The organism is Streptomyces aurantiaciflavus (assembly GCF_049808595.1).
Lineage (GTDB): Bacteria > Actinomycetota > Actinomycetes > Streptomycetales > Streptomycetaceae > Streptomyces.
Genome location: NZ_JBNCAQ010000035.1, coordinates 34,405 through 51,106 on the forward strand (window position 1 = coordinate 34,405; position 16,702 = coordinate 51,106).

18 protein-coding genes are annotated in these 16,702 nt (G+C 69.3%); 5 read left to right on the forward strand and 13 right to left on the reverse strand.

Annotated elements, in window-relative coordinates; genetic code table 11:
• The 4 genes from ACPT94_RS33065 to ACPT94_RS33080 all read right to left on the reverse strand — a co-directional run bounded on the left by ACPT94_RS33065 (position 1) and on the right by ACPT94_RS33080 (position 3,049).
• Positions 1-537 (reverse strand): DinB family protein, encoded by a 537-nt coding sequence (locus ACPT94_RS33065; protein ID WP_425247506.1) that lies wholly within the window; start codon positions 535-537, stop codon positions 1-3.
• Positions 538-877: 340 nt separating this feature from the next.
• The gene (locus ACPT94_RS33070) at positions 878-1,933 is read right to left on the reverse strand and encodes an ArsO family NAD(P)H-dependent flavin-containing monooxygenase (RefSeq protein WP_425247507.1); all 1,056 of its coding nucleotides are present in this window, start codon (positions 1,931-1,933) and stop codon (positions 878-880) included.
• Positions 1,930-2,700 (reverse strand): aquaporin, encoded by a 771-nt coding sequence (locus ACPT94_RS33075; protein ID WP_425247508.1) that lies wholly within the window; start codon positions 2,698-2,700, stop codon positions 1,930-1,932. Before ACPT94_RS33075 ends, ACPT94_RS33070 begins: the two co-directional genes overlap by 4 nt.
• Positions 2,701-2,740: 40 nt before the next feature.
• Positions 2,741-3,049 (reverse strand): ArsR/SmtB family transcription factor, encoded by a 309-nt coding sequence (locus ACPT94_RS33080; protein WP_425247509.1) that lies wholly within the window; start codon positions 3,047-3,049, stop codon positions 2,741-2,743.
• Between the two features lie 91 nt (positions 3,050-3,140).
• On the opposite strand from ACPT94_RS33080, the gene ACPT94_RS33085 reads away from it, so the two are divergent.
• The 4 genes from ACPT94_RS33085 to ACPT94_RS33100 all read left to right on the forward strand — a co-directional run bounded on the left by ACPT94_RS33085 (position 3,141) and on the right by ACPT94_RS33100 (position 5,173).
• Positions 3,141-3,554 carry an arsenate reductase ArsC gene (locus tag ACPT94_RS33085; RefSeq protein WP_425247510.1) on the forward strand — a complete coding sequence of 138 codons (414 nt, stop codon included), beginning with the start codon at positions 3,141-3,143 and terminating at the stop codon, positions 3,552-3,554.
• Positions 3,551-4,540, forward strand: a complete 990-nt coding sequence (trxB, locus tag ACPT94_RS33090; protein ID WP_425247511.1) for a thioredoxin-disulfide reductase — start codon at positions 3,551-3,553, stop codon at positions 4,538-4,540. The genes ACPT94_RS33085 and trxB overlap by 4 nt, the downstream gene beginning before the upstream one ends.
• A 20-nt stretch (positions 4,541-4,560) precedes the next feature.
• Positions 4,561-4,920: a thioredoxin gene (gene trxA / locus ACPT94_RS33095; RefSeq protein ID WP_425247512.1), complete on the forward strand. Its 360-nt coding sequence runs from the start codon at positions 4,561-4,563 to the stop codon at positions 4,918-4,920.
• Between the two features lie 82 nt (positions 4,921-5,002).
• Positions 5,003-5,173: a hypothetical protein gene (locus tag ACPT94_RS33100; protein ID WP_425247513.1), complete on the forward strand. Its 171-nt coding sequence runs from the start codon at positions 5,003-5,005 to the stop codon at positions 5,171-5,173.
• Positions 5,174-5,903: 730 nt separating this feature from the next.
• On the opposite strand, the gene ACPT94_RS33105 is transcribed toward ACPT94_RS33100, so the two are convergent.
• The 8 genes from ACPT94_RS33105 to ACPT94_RS33140 all read right to left on the reverse strand — a co-directional run bounded on the left by ACPT94_RS33105 (position 5,904) and on the right by ACPT94_RS33140 (position 15,189).
• Positions 5,904-7,535, reverse strand: coding sequence for an MFS transporter (locus ACPT94_RS33105; protein ID WP_425247514.1), 1,632 nt, complete (start codon positions 7,533-7,535; stop codon positions 5,904-5,906).
• Between the two features lie 94 nt (positions 7,536-7,629).
• On the reverse strand, positions 7,630-8,673 hold the full coding sequence (locus ACPT94_RS33110; RefSeq protein ID WP_425247515.1) for an NAD(P)/FAD-dependent oxidoreductase: 1,044 nt from the start codon (positions 8,671-8,673) through the stop codon (positions 7,630-7,632).
• 314 nt (positions 8,674-8,987) lie between these two features.
• Positions 8,988-9,239: a hypothetical protein gene (locus ACPT94_RS33115; RefSeq protein WP_425247516.1), complete on the reverse strand. Its 252-nt coding sequence runs from the start codon at positions 9,237-9,239 to the stop codon at positions 8,988-8,990.
• Positions 9,240-9,505: 266 nt separating this feature from the next.
• Complete coding sequence (locus ACPT94_RS33120) at positions 9,506-10,021, reverse strand: DUF302 domain-containing protein (protein ID WP_360344874.1); 516 nt, start codon at positions 10,019-10,021, stop codon at positions 9,506-9,508.
• 59 nt (positions 10,022-10,080) lie between these two features.
• Positions 10,081-10,959: an alpha/beta fold hydrolase gene (locus tag ACPT94_RS33125; protein WP_360344872.1), complete on the reverse strand. Its 879-nt coding sequence runs from the start codon at positions 10,957-10,959 to the stop codon at positions 10,081-10,083.
• 191 nt (positions 10,960-11,150) lie between these two features.
• A complete protein-coding gene (locus tag ACPT94_RS33130) occupies positions 11,151-12,608 on the reverse strand; it encodes an ATP-binding protein (RefSeq protein WP_425247542.1) in 1,458 nt (485 codons plus the stop codon).
• 11 nt (positions 12,609-12,619) lie between these two features.
• Positions 12,620-14,260: an NAD(P)/FAD-dependent oxidoreductase gene (locus tag ACPT94_RS33135; RefSeq protein ID WP_360344868.1), complete on the reverse strand. Its 1,641-nt coding sequence runs from the start codon at positions 14,258-14,260 to the stop codon at positions 12,620-12,622.
• Positions 14,261-14,373: 113 nt separating this feature from the next.
• Positions 14,374-15,189 (reverse strand): oxidoreductase, encoded by an 816-nt coding sequence (locus ACPT94_RS33140; RefSeq protein WP_360344866.1) that lies wholly within the window; start codon positions 15,187-15,189, stop codon positions 14,374-14,376.
• A gap of 204 nt (positions 15,190-15,393) precedes the next feature.
• Between ACPT94_RS33140 and ACPT94_RS33145 the strand changes: the two genes are divergently transcribed.
• Positions 15,394-16,017 (forward strand): TetR/AcrR family transcriptional regulator, encoded by a 624-nt coding sequence (locus ACPT94_RS33145; RefSeq protein ID WP_079662470.1) that lies wholly within the window; start codon positions 15,394-15,396, stop codon positions 16,015-16,017.
• A gap of 154 nt (positions 16,018-16,171) precedes the next feature.
• On the opposite strand, the gene ACPT94_RS33150 is transcribed toward ACPT94_RS33145, so the two are convergent.
• A complete protein-coding gene (locus tag ACPT94_RS33150; protein ID WP_360344949.1) occupies positions 16,172-16,372 on the reverse strand; it encodes a response regulator transcription factor in 201 nt (66 codons plus the stop codon).
• Positions 16,373-16,702 lie beyond the last annotated feature (330 nt).

The following is a 16,702-nucleotide window of genomic DNA, read 5'->3' on the forward strand; positions in this document are numbered from 1 at the left end:
TCACAGGGTGAGCTGGGTGCGGTGGAAGTCGTAGTGCTGGGTGGGGTAGCGATACAGGTCCGCGCGGGTCATCCAGTCATGGAAGAAGGGGTCCCAGCGGGGCGGGTAGTGCATGCCGCGGCTGAGGGAGGCGGCGTTCTCGCGGTCCAGGCGTCGATGCAGGGAAGCGAGAGTGCGGTCCATCTTCGCTTCCATCCGGCGGTGGTTGTAGTAGCGCGAGCCGGCCACGGAGCTGAGGTAGTTGATGACATGGAACGGTCTGGCCGCAGCGTTCAGCAGACCGGCGAATGTCCGGCTGACGGCGCGCGGCAGCCTGGCGAAGGCGCCCAGCAGGGGCAGGAGGGCGCGGAGGAGCATGTAGCCGAAGAGCATGTGGAACAGCAGCTGCTCGTTGGTCCACCGCGTCCCGTCCGTCGGCCGGTGCAGATCGGTGGCGCTCGCTTCCGCAAGGAGTTGGTGGAAGTCGGATCGGACACGTTCCAGCTCGGCATGAACGGCCTGCCGGTCCAGTGGGCGTCGCTCGTCCAGGGCGCTCACCCCGTCCCGCTCGTTTCCGCATCGGCTACGGCTGAATGCCTGGCAGCACGATGATCCTCGCTAGTGCCGCGGCAGGCAACGTTTGCCCGTTGAGGAGCGGGGTCCGGTGCGTGCTCTCGGTGTGCCGGCCGGAAGCCCTCGTACTGGATGTACTTGGGCTTTCGGCCGGTGCGGCGAGAGGGCGTGCCGGGCGTCGCGACGGGGCGAACGTTGCCTGTCGCGGCACTAGGCAGCTTCTGAGCCAGACGTGGGCCGTGGGAGAGGACGGAAGCCGGCAAGGCCGGTGCGGTATCTGCTCCCCGGTCCTCGTGTGGGCGTTGCATGTGTCAGGAAGTGGACCTTAAGCGAGCAGGTCGGCGATCTCGCGGGCCGCTTCGCGTGCCGGGCGGCCGACACCGATGAGGGTGGCGGAGGCGGGGCCGGTCCAGTCGCCGTAGCCGAGGAGATGCAGGCGCGGTTCGTCCACGGCTCGCGTGCCAGTGGTGGCGATGTGGCCGCGTCGGCCGCGAAGTTGGAGCGGAGCGAGGTGGGAGAGGGCGGGCCGGAATCCTGTGCACCAGACGACGGCGTCGGCCGCAGTGCGGGTGCCGTCGGCCCATTCGACGCCGCCGGGGACGAGGCGGGTGAACATCGGGCTGGCCTTGAGCAGGCCGCGGTCGCGGGCTTCACGGACGGGCGGTACGGCGACGATGTCGCCGAGTGAGGCGACGCCGCCGGTGTCGGTGCGGCCTTCGTCGAGGGCGCGGCGGCGGGCGGTGGCCGCATCGAAGAGGGCGCGGCCGTCGACGTCGTCGGCCAGGTAGCGGGGCGGGCGCTGGGTGACCCAGGTCAGCTCGCTGTCGTGGGCGAGGTCGGCGGCGATCTGGGCGCCGGAGTTGCCGCCGCCCACCACCATCACGCGACGGCCCACGAAATCCTGCGGGCTGCGGTAGTCGACCGTGTGCAGCTGCCGACCGGTGAAGTCCCCGCGTCCGGGGACGGCGGGCAGGAAGGGACGCCACCAGGTGCCGGTCGCACTGATCACGGCGTGGGCGTGCCGGGTGCCGGAGTCTGTCTCCACGCGCAGGAGCTCGCCGTCGCGGTGTACGCCCAGCACGCGAACGGCCCGGTGCACGGGCAGCTCGTACCGCTTCTCGTAATCGCGCAGGTAGGCCATCACGTGGCTGGCGTCCGGGTACTCCTCCCCGGCCTGCGGCGGCATGAGCCGTCCGGGGAGGGAGGAGTAGGCGGCCGGGGAGAACAGGTGAAGGGAGTCCCAAGTGTGCTGCCAGGCTCCACCCGGCGCGGTCTGGGCGTCGAGGATGACGAAGTCGATGCCCAGGCGGCGCAGGTGATATCCGGCGGCGAGCCCGGACTGGCCGCCGCCGATCACCACCACCTGCGAGGCGCGTGTCACTCGGCGGCTTCCCGCCCAGGCAGGAAGATGAGCGCCACCAGCGCCAGCCCGACCACGCCGCCGATCAGCTGCATGCCGATGAAGCCCACGAGAGAGCCGGGCGCGATGCCCGCGAACGTGTCGCTGAAGGTACGGCCGATCGTCACCGCGGGATTCGCGAAGGACGTCGAGGAGGTGAACCAGTACGCGGCGCCGATGTATGAGGCGACGGCGACGGGTGCGAACAGCAGCTGGTCGGTGCGGGCCAGGCCGAAGATCAGCAGGATCAGGCCGGCGGTGGCGACGACCTCGCCGAGCAGCAGGTGCCCGGCGGACCGGTCGTGCGTGGACCACTCCACCAACGGCTTGCCGAACATCGCGTCCGCCAGGATCGCGCCCGCGATCGCACCGACGATCTGAGCGGGGACGTAGACGGCCGCCTCGCGGAGTGTCACCCCCGCGCCACCGCGCCTACCTGTCCACCACTCGGCCAGCGTGACCACGGGATTGAAGTGTGCGCCGGAGACCGGCCCGAGCAGGAGGATCAGGACACCGAGGCCGAAGACGGTGGCCAGGGAGTTGGCCAGCAGCTGCACCCCTACGTCCTTGGTCAACTCGGTGGCCTGGATCCCGGAGCCGATCACCACCGCCACCAGGGCCGCGGTGCCGAACAGTTCGGCGGCGGCCCGGGCCGCCAGCGGCCTGCGCGGCGGGGTGGCGCCCGGCGCGGGCTGCGGCTCGGCGGAAGGTATGGCTGACTCCGCGGCGGACTCGTGCGTGGCGGTCAACAAGGACTCCTTGGTGCGGTCGCGGGACGGCGGCGAGGGATCAGGGGCAGGACCGCTTGTTGTCGGCGGCGGTGCGGGCGGACTCGGCCAGGTCGGCGAACTGGCCTGCGAGGGAGGCGATGACGTCGGGCTTGAGCCGGTAGTAGGTGAACCGGCCGCACGGCTCCGTCTCCACGACCCCGGCCTCGCGCAGCACTCTCAGGTGGTTGGAGAGGTTGGTCTGCCGGGCACCGGTCTCCTCCACGAGGTGGGTGGTGCACAGCATCTCTTTGGCGAGCAGGGTCACGATCCGGAGCCTGAGCGGGTCGGCCAGTACCCGGATCAGGTCAGTGTCGACTGACGTCATCATGGGCTGATACTGTCACATCAGTGGTGGCTGACACCACCGGGTGCTGACATCATTCGCACCTGATGCCGTCGTGAGACAAGAGAGACCTCTGATGTCCGACAAGCCCTCCGTGCTGTTCGTCTGTGTCCACAACGCCGGCCGTTCCCAGATGGCCGCGGCGTGGCTGACCCACCTGGCCGGGGACCGCGTCGAGGTCCGCTCCGCCGGCTCCAACCCGGGCGAGCACGTCAACCCGGCCGCCGTTCAGGCCATGGCCGAGGTCGGCATCGACATCTCCGCCGAGATCCCGAAGATGCTCACCGTGGACGCCGTGAAGGAATCGGACGTCTGCATCACCATGGGCTGCGGCGACACCTGCCCGGTCTTCCCCGGCAAGCGGTACCTGGACTGGCAGCTGGAGGACCCGGCGGGCCAGGGCGTCGAGGCTGTGCGCCCGATCCGTGACGAGATCAAGGTGCTGGTCGAGGGCCTGATCAAGGAGATCGCGCCGGAGCCCCAGGCATGAGCGCGGGTACAAGTACGGACATACGCAACGTCATCGTCATCGGCTCCGGCCCCGCCGGTTACACCGCAGCCCTCTACACCGCGCGCGCCTCGCTGAAGCCGCTGGTCTTCGAGGGTGCGGTCACGGCCGGCGGCGCGCTGGTGCAGACGACCGAGGTGGAGAACTTCCCCGGCTTCCGCGACGGCATCATGGGCCCGGACCTGATGGACAACATGCGGGCCCAGGCCGAACGCTTCGGCGCCGAGCTCGTCCCCGACGACATCGTCGAGGTCGACCTGACCGGCGCCGTGAAGACCGTGACGGACAGCGCCGGCACGGTCCACCGCGCCAAGGCCGTCATCGTGGCGACCGGCTCGCAGCACCGCAAGCTCAATCTCCCGGGCGAGGACGCGCTGTCCGGCCGGGGCGTGTCGTACTGCGCGACCTGCGACGGCTTCTTCTTCCGCGAGCACGACATCGTGGTGGTCGGCGGCGGCGACACGGCGATGGAGGAAGCCACCTTCCTCTCCCGCTTCGCCAGGTCCGTGACGATCGTCCACCGCCGTGACACCCTGCGGGCCTCCAAGGCCATGCAGGACCGCGCCTTCGCGGACCCGAAGATCTCCTTCCTCTGGAACAGCGAGGTCGCCGAGATCCACGAGGACGGGGGCAAGCTCGCCGGGCTCACCCTGCGCGACACCGCCACCGGCGAGACGACCCGCCTCCCGGCCACCGGGCTGTTCGTCGCCATCGGCCACGACCCGCGCACCGACCTGGTCGCCGGCCAGCTGGACCTGGACGGCGAGGGCTACCTCAAGGTCGCCTCCCCCTCCACCCGCACGAACATCCCCGGCGTCTTCGGCGCCGGCGACGTGGTCGACCACACCTACCGGCAGGCCATCACCGCCGCGGGCTCCGGCTGCGCGGCCGCCCTCGACGCCGAGCGGTACCTCGCCGCCCTCAGCGACGCCGAAGCCGCGGGCGAACCCGTCCCGGCCGCCGTCTGACCACCGTCCGGAGCAACGTCATGGCGCTCAAGAACGTCACCGAGGACACCTTCGAAAAGGACGTCCTGAACAGCGACAAGCCGGTCCTGGTCGACTTCTGGGCCGCCTGGTGCGGCCCGTGCCGCCAGATCGCCCCCTCACTGGAGGCGATCGCCGCCGAACACGCGGACAAGATCGAGATCGTCAAGCTGAACATCGACGAGAACCCGGCCATCGCCGCCCTCCCCCACTCTCGGCTTCGCTCGAGCGGGAGGACCCCCATCGGCGTCATGTCCATCCCGACGATGAACCTCTACAAGGGCGGCGAAGTCGTGCAAACCATCGTGGGCGCCAAGCCGAAGGCCGCCCTGGAACGCGAACTCGCCGACCACCTCGCCTGACGCGCGACGCCGGTGGGGCGCCCCCAGCGCCCCACCGGCTCATCTTCTGCTCCTTCTCCGACAGATCTGACGGAGGAGCCCCGTGGCCGGCAGACGTATCGTCGCCATCGGCGGCAGCGACACCGGCATCAGCGCGGCCCTGCGCGCCCGCGAGCTGGATCCCGACGGCGAGGTCACCGTGGTGGTGGCCGACCGGCAAGACCGTCGCCGACGTCCGGCCCATCCGCGCGCCGCCTCGCTAGACAGCATTTGATCACATCAACAGAACGCCCGAACGCAGCCACTTCCGATTCCCTGCGTCCCATCAACGTCCCAACTACCGCCCTCGCCCGCCGATCAGACCATCCGCCCCAGCCCGCGAGAGCCACCGAACGACTCATAACCGCAGGTCAACCAAGCGCCCAACTACGGATCACCACATCGCTGTCGAACTCGCGAGCAGCGGATTTAGTCCGTTCACCCAAAGTCCTGAACCCGCACGCCCGCTGAGACGTTTCCGCAGGTCACAGACCTGCACAGTGGGGCGGGTGGGACTCGAACCCACGGCCGACGGATCATGAGTCCTTTGAGGATCTTGGCGACCCTTGTCGATCAATGCTCATCTCGGCCGTTTTACCAGGTCAGATGCGGTTTGGCACCTCAGTCCTTCTCGGCCCTTGTCAGTCTTTTCCGATCCTTGTGTCCAACCTGCGTCCAGAACGCGTTCTGGACGGACACGTGAAGCCGACTTCCGAGGCGATCGCTCCAGCTCGGCAATGAGCCTTGGACGCGCGAGCAGCGGATTCGCCTTCCACCGCGCATACCCCGCGCCGGCCCCGAGGGGTATCCGTGGCCGTGGACCGTGGACCACGCCCGCGCCCTGCGCGTCTCGCGCCGCCGGGCTCCTGCCCGACGCGCCTGGCGGGTGATCCGGCGAAGGCGGTGCCACTCGCTCCGGCGGGCGGGCGCGTCCTCGTCGATCCGGTGGACGCCCCGTCGGCGATCTAGCGGGGGGACCCGGTGTGCTCCCGCACAGTCGCCGCCTCGCTCGCCGTCGTCCCGGCCCCCGGCTCGGCGCTCTTCCTCACGAACCCGCGCCGACCCGGCAGGACCGCGAGGACGATCAGGGTTCCGGCGGCCATGATGATCCCGCCGATGAGGCTGGTCTGGGCGACTCCGTGGGCAAATGCCTGGTGGACGGCGTCCACGGCGGCCTGGGCCTGCTGGGGCCCGGCGGAGGGATCCTGTGCGACCCGCTGCGCGACGGCCAGGCCGGCGCCGACCGAGTCCTTGGCGGTCTCCATCGCCTCCGCCGGGAGCCGGTTGCCCACCAGGTCGGTCAGTTCGTCCCGGTAGGCCGTGCCCAGCAGCGAGCCCAGCACCGCGATGCCCAGCGCCCCGCCCAGCTCCAGCGCGGTGTCGTTGACACCGCCGCCGACGCCCAGCTCGGACTCGGGGAAGGAGCCCATGATCGTGTCGGTCGCCGGGGAGATGGCCAGGCCGAGCGCGAGGCCCAGCATCATCAGCGGCACCAGGAAGTCCCCGTACGTCGACCCCTTGTCGATCTGGGTGAGCAGGAACATGCCCGCCGTGCCGACGGTCAAGCCGGTCACGGCCATCACCTTCACCCCCAGCTTCGGGGTGAGCATCCCGGTCAGCGCGGACCCGAGGAACACCGCACCGCCCAGCGGCAGCAGCCGTAGGCCCGTGTCCAGGGCGCCGTAGCCGAGGACGAACTGCAGGAACTGCGTCGAGTAGTAGAGCACGGCGAACATACCGAAGAAGAAGAACATCACCGCGAGCATCGAACCGGTGAAGGGCCGCAGCGCGAACTTTCGGACGTCCAGCATCGGGTGCGGGTGCCGCAGCTCCCAGGCGACGAAGGCGACCAGACCGACGCCGGCGACCACGGCGGCGGTGACGGGGCCGGCGCCCCAGCCGAAGTGCGGGCCCTCGATGGCGGCGTAGATCAGGGAGCCGACGGTGACGATCGACAGCAGACCACCGACGTAGTCGATCCGGCCCATGCCCTCCGCCTTGGACGGCGGTACCAGGGCGAGCGCGCCGACCACGGCGAGGACGGCGATCGGCACGTTGATCAGGAAGGTCGAGCCCCAGGCGTGGTCCTCAAGGAGCCAGCCGGAGACGAGCGGGCCGACGGCTACCGCCACCCCGGAGGTCGCAGCCCAGGCGGTGATGGCCTTGGTCCGCTCGCTGCGAGGGAAGGTCGCCACCACCAGGGACAGCGTGGCCGGCATCACGACCGCGGCACCGATACCCATGATGGCGCGGGCCACGATGACCAGCGAGGTCTCGTCGACCAGGCTCCCCATCACCGAACCGGCGGCGAAGAGCAGCAGACCCAGCACCAGGGCGCCGCGCCGACTGTACTTGTCGCCGATCGAGCCCAGCACCAGCATCAGCGCCGCGTACGGAACGGTGTAGCTGTCGACGACCCACTGCAGATCACTGCTGCTCAGGCCCAGGTCGGTGGTCATGTCGGGGGCGGCGACGATCAGCGACGTGTTCGCCATCACCGTGATCAGCAGGCTCAGGCACAGCACGAGCAGTGCCCACCAGCGCCGCGCGTAAGGCCCGGGCATCTTCTCTACGGGGGTATTCGCAAGGAAGGACATCAGTAGCTCCTGAGGGGGACGGGGCGGACGCGCGGAATCACTTGACTGCCCGTGAGGCGAGCGGATGACGGACTGAGATCTCCGGGCTTCAAGATCACGCTGTGGCCCCTTGTCGGCTTCCCTCGGCGATCCCCTGGAGGGCCGCATCGGTGTCCGCGATGGCCAGCACCTTGTTGATGTCGATGCCGGCCAGCGCGCCGGCCGCTGCGGAGGCCCCGACCTGGGCAACCGGATCGGTGACGTTGCCGGCCACCCACACACCCGGCACCTCGGTGGTGCCGTCGATACCGGAGGCGAAAGTGCGGCCCGTCGGCAGGTCCTGCACCGGCAGGCCCAGACCTTCCAGGCCATGGGTGCGGGCCTGCATCTGCGGGGCGACCGCGAGGACGCGGCGGGCCACGACCTGGCCGTCGGCCAGGCGCACTCCGGCGAGGGCACCGTCCGCGTCGTCGACGACCTCGGTGACCGGGGTGTCGATGACGCGGATGCCGCGGGCGGCGAAGCGGGCGCGGCTGTCCTCGTCCAGGTCGGTGCCGTGGGTGAAGTAGGTCAGGTCCTCGGTCAGCTGGCGGAACAGATACGCGTGGCCGATGGAGGCCGGGCCGGTGGCGAGGATGCCGATGGGTTCATCGCGCACCTCCCAGCCGTGGCAGTACGGGCAGTGCACCACGCTGTGTCCCCAGTGCTCGGCAAGGCCGGGCACCTCGGGCAGCACATCCTTCAGGCCGGTGGCCACCAGGATGCTGCGGGCGGTGACGCTGCGGCCGTCGGCCAGGGTGACGGTGAACCTCAGGTCCCCGTCCGCCGACGGGGCGGCGGACTCGGCCGAGACCACCTCACCGAACACGACGCGTCCGCCGTACTGGCGCACCTGCTCCCGGCCCCGTCGAAGGATCTCGGACGGCGGGGTGCCGTCCAGGGCGATGAGGCCGTGCACGGCCTCCGCGGGCGCGTTGCGCGGGGAGCCGCTGTCGATCACGACGACCGAGCGGCGGGAGCGGGCGAGGATCAGTGCACCGTTCAGCCCCGCGGCGCCCCCGCCGATCACTACCGCGTCGACGGCCCCCTCGGGCAGAGCGTCGCTCGCGTACGGAGGAGTCGCCGCAGTCACGGCCTCCTGCCTTTCCTGATCAGTCATGGTTCGGTCAATCCTTCGAGTTCTGGGTGGTTGGAGGGGGCAGCCGTTCAGGAAGCGCAGGATGTGGGCGGCGACCGTCTTGGGCTGTTGTGAAGAGTCCGGCCCCGGTTTGCTGGGGTCGTTCGTGATGTACAGATCCAGTACGTCGATGAACGCCGTCGCCAGGATCGCGAGGTCAGACCGTGCCTTTTCGGCCTGGAAGGCATCGCAACGCCAGGCGGCGCGGAGGAGTTCAAAGGCATGGGTTGCCCTCGATCGCGCCAGGCGTGCACGCAGCCTGTCCGGTGAGCTCAGGACCGTTGTGTACTGAACAGTCAGAAACCTAGGCGGTTCTGTACTAAGTTGTCAAGTACGGCAGGTCGACCCTCGCTCACTACGACGATGCCCGGAATGTCGAGTAGGGGCTTCTTGGTGATCACGGGCTTGGTCGGCAGCAGCAATGCACCGATCAGTGCGGGGGCCGCGAAGGCGGCGTTCACGTACGTCACCAGATCGTCCGGCACCAGATGGCCAAGGGCGCGTCGTCCGTCGACACCCCAGCTCTTGCCGACTACTGGAGAGAACAACGGCGCACACACAAGCCAGCACCCGCATACGCCCGCGAGCCATCAGGGCTTGCTTGAGTCGTGTGCTCGGACAACGGGCCCGCACGGTTCTGAGGGGACCCCCGCAGCAATGGGGCGGTCCTACCCGAGCAGGCTGTACCGGCGGCGATGCCTCTCATCGGAGGGGCGGTCCGGCAAGACCGTCCCTGACGGGCCACCAGCCCACTACACTCCCGACGATGCCTCTGACCAGGTCAGACAGCGAAACGATGCTGGAGTGCCAAGGGTCAGGCCGTGATCAGCTCCGGTGGTACCGGCAGTGTCATGAGGCGGAGCAGTTCAGCGACTTTGGCGTCGAGTTGTGCTCCGACCTCGGCGATGCGGGGATCGCCGAAGCTGGCGAATTTGCTCGACGGTTGGTCGATGCTGAACTGCACGCGGCCGGAGGCGGTCTCGTAGATCGCGGTGCGCAGCGGGGCGTACAAGATGACGCCGGGGTCGTGCCGGAACATGGTTTCCGCGATGACGTTGTTTCCCATCATGTAGGTGACGGCGCGGTGTTGATGTCCCGACAGCCGCATCGCCGGCATCGGGTCCAGGGTCCAGAAGACGGCGAAGGAATGGGGTGTGCGGTCGGCGGTGTATGCCTGCACCCGTGCGAGGTCACCTGTTGCGATCACTTCGACGAGTTCGGCGAAATCGATGGCGGGTACCAGCGATTCGTAGCGCCGGCGGACGTCGTCGAAGGAGTCCTCGGTGTCGATGACAAGGCGGTTGACGAGGTGGGGGACGGCCTGAGTCATGGCGCTTCCTCATGTCCTGACGGGGATGGGCGGCGGGTGCCGATAGCTGCCGGGTCAGGTCAGGCCGCGTCGAGCAGGATCCGCGCCATCTCGTCGGGGCGCTCCAAGGCGGAGAAGTGGCCGGTGCGGGGCACGGTGATGCGGTGGACGTCTGCCAGCCCGTTGGCCACCCTGTCTCGCTCGGCGGGCTTGGACCAGTCGTTTTCGCTGTAGACGAGGGTGACGGGTGCCGACACGCGCGGGTAGCGCTCGCGGGCCCGGTCGAATCCCTTGAGGCTGCGGAAGATCCCTCGGGACACCTTGTCGTAGCCCTTGCGGCGGCCGCTCCTCAGTAGCTCGGTGATGAAGTCCTCGGGCAGCTTCGTCTTGTCGACGTAGCCGCCCTGCAGAATTGCCCGAAAGACGGGCCGCGGCTCGAGGGGGGCGAACAGCGGGCCCAGCACGGGCATCCGCACGCTGGAGATGATGGCCCGGGCAAGCCAGTTTCCCCGCTCCCCGCCCTGGGGGTAGTCGTAGCTGTTGAACGCCACGACCCGGCTGACCCGGTCTTTCAGGTCGATCGATGCCGACAGGGACAGGGCGCCGCCGAGTGATTCGCCCGACAGGGTGACGTCGTGCAGGTCCAGTCCGCGGACGAATTCGACGACCGCGGCCCGCAGTTGCGGCTCCTCGTACTGTGCGCCGGGGACGATGTCGGACCATCCCATCCCGGGCAGATCCAGCGCGTAGACCGTGTAGTGGTCCCACAACAGCGGGATCACCCGTTGGAAGTAGTCGAGTTGGCCGCGCACGGTGTGCATCAGAACGAGGGCGGGGCCGGTGCCCACGGTGTAGTAGCGCAGCCGCGAGCCATCGGCCCGGGTGAAGAACCGCACCTCGCCGCGGCCGTTGCTCCAGGTTCTCGCGTACGTCGCGTCGGGAGACTCGTTGCGTTCCATGGTTCTGTCCTCTCCGGTGAAGAGAATGCCGAAATACAGGCATTCAGATTATTTCGCCGGTCTGTGAAGTTGATCGGGTGCAAAGAGGTGCGGTCGCCCGAAGTGTCCTGTCTCAGAGAGCACCGCCTGCGCTCTGGAGTCGACGTCCTGGCCGACGTCACCCCCGCTGCGGTCGATTCCGGTGTCCTTGGTCATGCCGGCTCCTGGGCCGGGTCGGGGACGGTATCGGGGTCGGTGGCGGTGAGGGGGAGCAGCACCTGGAAGCGGGTGTCGCCGGGTACGGACTCGACCTTCAGGTCACCGTGGTGCTTGTTGACGACGATCCGCCAGGAGATGTCGAGCCCCAGCCCCGTGCCCTCGCCCACCGGCTTGGTGGTGAAGAACGGATCGAAGATCCGCCCGCGGATCTCGGCCGGCACCCCCGGGCCCGAGTCGCGGAACTCCACCAGCAGCCGGTCGTGCACCACAGCGGTGCGTACGGTCAACGTCCCTTCGCCGCCCGCGTCCTTGATGGCGGAGACGGCGTTGTCGATCAGGTTGGTCCACACCTGGTTCAGCTCGGCCGGGTAGGCCGGAATCCTCGGCACCGAACGGTCGTACTCCTTCACGACCTTGACCTGGGGACCGATCTTGCCCGACAGCATCAGCAGCGTGCTGTCGAGGAGTTCATGCACATCGGCGACCTGGTAGGGGGCGCGGTCCAGCTGTGAGTACTGCTTGGCGGCGTCGACGAGGTGCGAGATACGGGTGGTGGAGTCCTCGATCTCGGACATCAACAGCTCGGTCTCGACCGTGTAGGTGAGCCACCCGATGGCACTCTGCAGGATTTCCTCCTGGTCGCATGCCGCCGCGATCTGCTCCAGCCAGTCGACGTCGAGACCGCCCTGCACGAAGGTCGGCGCGATCTGCCAGCCGTTTGGGACACCGTGGTCGTCCAGCCAGTCGGCGAGTTCGTCCTCCCGGTCGGACGCCTCCAGCGGGCTCAGTGCCGGCGCCTTGGAGACCCGCTCGGCCGTACGCTCCTGGAGGTCGACCAGGGCCTTCAGGGCGTCGTGGTGATAGTCGCCCGAGGCGATGGCGCCGAGCTTGTTGCGCATGTGCGCGACCCGGTCCCTGAGCGAGGAGGTGGCCCGTACGGCCGCCGCGGCCGGGTTGTTGAGCTCATGGGTGAGACCCGCGGACAACGAGCCCAGCGCCAGCAGCCGTTCGCGCTGCCCGACGGCCCGCTGAAAGGTCTGCGAACCGAGGAAAAGCCCCTCCAGGAGATGGACCGCCATCGGAAACCACTCGTGCATGACGTTCGCGAACGATTCGGCGGGCAGCACGAAGAACCGTGTCGGCTCCGACACCCGCAACGAGTTCATGTACCGCTGCGGTTTCCCGTCCCCGACGTACGCCATCACGGCCCCCGCGTACACCCCTGGCTGGGACGTGCGGCTCACCTCGATGTCGTCGCCGCCCACCCGGCGCGACATGACGACCGTGCCCTCGATCATCACGTAGAAGCAGGTCGCCGGGTCACCTTCGGCGAACACCGGCCCGGGGTCGAACAGTTCGATCCGACCCTCGCTGCAAAGCCTGCCGAGCTGTTCGGAGTCCAGCTTCTCGAACAGGAACAGCGAGCTGATCTCCGCCGCGCTGCACGGCATCAGCCGCCCGCTCACGACTGCTCCAGATATCGGTGGACGAGCATCACGGCCATGGCTCCCTCTCCGACGGCGGACGCGACCCGCTTGGCGGACTCCGCGCGCGCGTCCCCGGCGACGAACACGCCGGGGATGTTGGTCTCCAGGTGGTACGGGGGCCGGTCCAGCTCCCAGTTGGCCGGTGGCCGCCCGTCGGCCGTCAGGTCGGGTCCGGCCAGGATGAACCCGCGCTCGTCCCGCAGCACCGTGCCGTCCAGCCAGCCGGTCAGCGGGGCCGCGCCGATGAACACGAACAGCCACTGCGCGTCGACCCGTTCGGTCTGCCCGCTCCTCGTGTCGCGCAACGTCAGCTGTTCCAGGTGGTTGTCGCCGTGCGCGGCCTCGACGACCGTGTGGGCCCGCACCGAGATGTTCGGCGCCTCGGCGATCTGCTGGATCAGGTAGTGCGACATCGACGCGGTGAGGTCCGCTCCGCGCACCAGCAGGGTGACCGACTTGGCCCCCCGGGACAGGTACATCGCCGCCTGCCCGGCCGAGTTGGCGCCGCCGACGATGTACACGTCGTGGCCCTGGCAGGCGGCGGCCTCGGTGAGCGCGGACCCGTAGAACACCCCGCGGCCCGACAGCTCGTCGGCGCCCGGCGCCTCCAGCTGCCGGTACGACACACCGGTCGCCAGGATCACGCTGTGCGCCGCGATCTGCGACCCGTCCGCGAACCGTACGAGCCGTGCCGCCCCGCTGCTCTCCAGCCCGGTCACCTCGCGGGCGGTGAGGATCTCGGCGCCGAACTTCGCCGCCTGGCGTCGCGCCCGGTCGGTGAGCTGGCCGCCGGACACCCCGTCCGGGAAGCCCAGATAGTTCTCGATCCGCGAGCTCTGCCCGGCCTGCCCGCCGGTCGCCGACCGCTCCACCAGCACCGTACGCAGGCCCTCCGAGGCCCCGTACACGGCCGCGCCCAGCCCGGCCGGGCCGCCGCCGATGACGACCAGGTCGTAGAAGTCGGCCGTGGGTGTCGTCGCCAGCCCCACGTGCGCGGCCAGCTCGGGCACCTCCGGCTCGACGAGCGCCGTACCGTCCGCCGTGATCACCACCGGCAGCCGCTGCCCGTCCTGCCCCGCGGCCGTGAGCAGCCGCTGCCCCTCGGGTTCCTCGGTGGAGTACCAGCGGTACGGCACCTGGTTACGGGCCAGGAACTCCCGTACGTCCGACGAGCGCGCCGACCACCGGTGACCGACGACCTTGGTGCTCGGCAGCGGCCGGAAGTCACTGCACCGCCACGCCTCCAGCAGGTCGTCGAGAACCGGGTAGAGCTTCTCCTCCGGCGGGTCCCACGGCTTGAGGAGGTAGTGGTCGAGGTCGACCACGTTGATCGCGTCGATCGCCGCGTTCGAGTCCGCGTACGCGGTCAGCAGCACGCGCCGGGCGCCCGGATACACGTCCAGGGCCTGTTCGAGGAACTCGATGCCGTTCATCTGGGGCATGCGGTAGTCGGCCAGGATCACCGCCACGAGGTCGCCGCGCAGCTTCAGCTCACTCAGCGCCTCCAGCGCGGACTCGCCGGACTCCGCGCGCACGATCCGGTACGACGCGCCGTAGCGCCGTCGCAGGTCACGGGCGACGGCCCGGGACACCCCGGGATCGTCGTCCACCGTCATGATGACGGTCCGCGCAGCGTCCAAGAGCGGTCGGACGAGAGATGCTGATGCTGGCTTCGGTGTCTCTGGTTCGGACATGTGCGTCTCCTCGGGCGCCGCCCCGCACTGCGGGGTCAGCCGACCAGTCGGTTGAGCTTGCGGATCTCTCTGTCGAAGGCGCGCGAGGGCACGACCCGGCGCAGGGCGCTGACGCGTTTGGCCATCGAGCCGGCGGTGTACCGGAGCTTGGGCTTCGAATCAGTGGAGGCCGCGACGATCACCTTCGCGACAACGTCCGGGTGGTCGGCGTTGCGCACGGCCGTGGCCAGCACGTCTCGGGAGACCTCCCGCTGTGCGGCGTAGATCGGCAGGGGCGAGTCGGGTGCCATGCTGCTCGCCTCGAAACTCGTGCTTGTGTAGGCCGGCTCGACCAGCAGCATCCGGACGCCGTGCTCGCGAAGCTCGTGGTCGACGGACTCGGAGTAGCCCTCGACCGCATGCTTGGTGGCGGCGTAGACGGCCATGAAGGGGGCTGGGATCAGACCGAGTACCGAGGAGACGTTGACCACGCGGCCACTGCCCTGGGCGCGCATGTGGGGCAACACTGCGTTTGCCATCCGCATCACGCCGAAGACATTGATGTCGAAGACCTCCATGGCCTGGCTGATCGAGCTCTCCTCGCCGGCGCCGACCGCGCCCACGCCCGCGTTGTTGACCAGGACGTCTATCCGGCCGAACCGATCGATCACCTCCCCGACCAGGGAGCGGACCGACTTGTCGCTGGCCACGTCGAGATCGAGGAACGTCACCCCGGCGAGCGGCTCGGCGTTCGCCGCGTTGCGGCTCGTGCCGACCACCGCGAAGCCAGCGCCCACGAGGGCAAGCGCCGCCGCCCGCCCGATCCCGGAGGAGGCGCCCGTCACGAGGGCCACTCGGGGAGCTGTCTGCATGGTGGTTCCTTCGGTTGTGGCCATGACTTTGTCGGGCGCTGCGCGGGGTCGCCCGCGCTGAGGCCGACACGGTCCGCACCGGTCCTGCACGCCCGGACCAAGCCTGTCCGGCGAGCTCAGGCCGGTTGTTTACTGAACAGTCCGAAACCTAGGCAGTTCTGTACTGAGTTGTCAAGAAGGGTGGGTCGCCTTTACCGTCTTTGTATGGCGAGACCACGAAGCTTTGACCGCGACCACGTCCTCCATGCCGCCGAGCGACAGTTCCGCACCTCGGGCTACAACGGCACGAGCGTCGACGACATCAGTGCCGCCACCGGCCTGGGCCGCGGCAGTCTCTACGGCGCGTTCGACGGCAAGCATGGCGTGCTGCTGGAGGCGATGGCCGGCTATTTCGCCCGGCTGGCGCAGGGTCCGCGCAAGATGCTCGCCGGACCGGACGAGGGCGCCCTGGAACGACTGCACCAGTACTTGCTCCGCGCCGTCCACGGGGTGCCACTCGCCGCCGACGTACCCCCCGCCTCTGACCGGGCGGGGGCTGCCTGCTTCGCCGCCAAGATGGCCCTGGAGATCGGCGCCTCCGACCCCGAGGTGAAACGCCTGGCCAACGACTGCTTCTCCGTGGTCCGGGCGGCGGTGGCCGAGTGTGTGCGAGCGGCGCAGCGCAACGGCGACATCGACCCCGACGCGGATCCCGACGACCTCGCGTACCTTCTTCTGACCATCATCCGCGGGAGCGATGTCGTGGGCGCGTACGGCCACGGCCCCGACCGCCTGACCTCGATAGCGGAGAGCGCGTTCGCCTTGCTGCCTCGCCCGCGCCACACCTGAGAAGGGCGCGGCCGGCCTCGTTGCACAGGCACCTGACCGTGAGCGTGGCTGCAGGCTCCTGATAACGCACGGGTCGGTCGCGGGACGACCAGTGCGGGTGGCGGTGAGGCAGGTCCTCGGGCGATGGCTGGGCACCCATCGGCCCGGGGGGCCACTACGCCCACCCTGAGGAGGCAACGTCTATCGACGTGCGGGCGACTACCGCCTCGAAGCGGGCGCTCGCTCCCAGCTTGCGCATCGCGCTGCGCAGATACGACTTGACCGTTTCGGGCAGCAGCGAGAGCTTGCGACCGGCTTCGGCGTTGTTGCAGCCCAGTGCCACCTGCGCCAGGACGTCGCGTTCCCGGGGTGCCAGGGGCGGGCCCGGTACCGAGGCCGTGGCGGAGGTTGAGCCAGTCGGCTGGCCATGCCGAGCAGCCGACCACGCAGATCACCGTCGGAGACCTGCTGGACCATGCGCCGCAACTCGGCAAGAAGCTGGCGGAGTTCTTCGAGCGGCACTGCCCGCCGACGGCGCGGCGTACAGCAGGCGCAGGCGGCGGTCGACCTCGTCACGGATGACCGGCTCGGCGGCCAGTCGCCGGTAAGCGCTGGCGACCGCTTCGGCCGCCCGGTCCGCGAGCAGAGCCGGGCCGGCGCGACAGGTTCCGTAGAGCACCGCGCCGGAGACCGGTGGCCCTCTCCC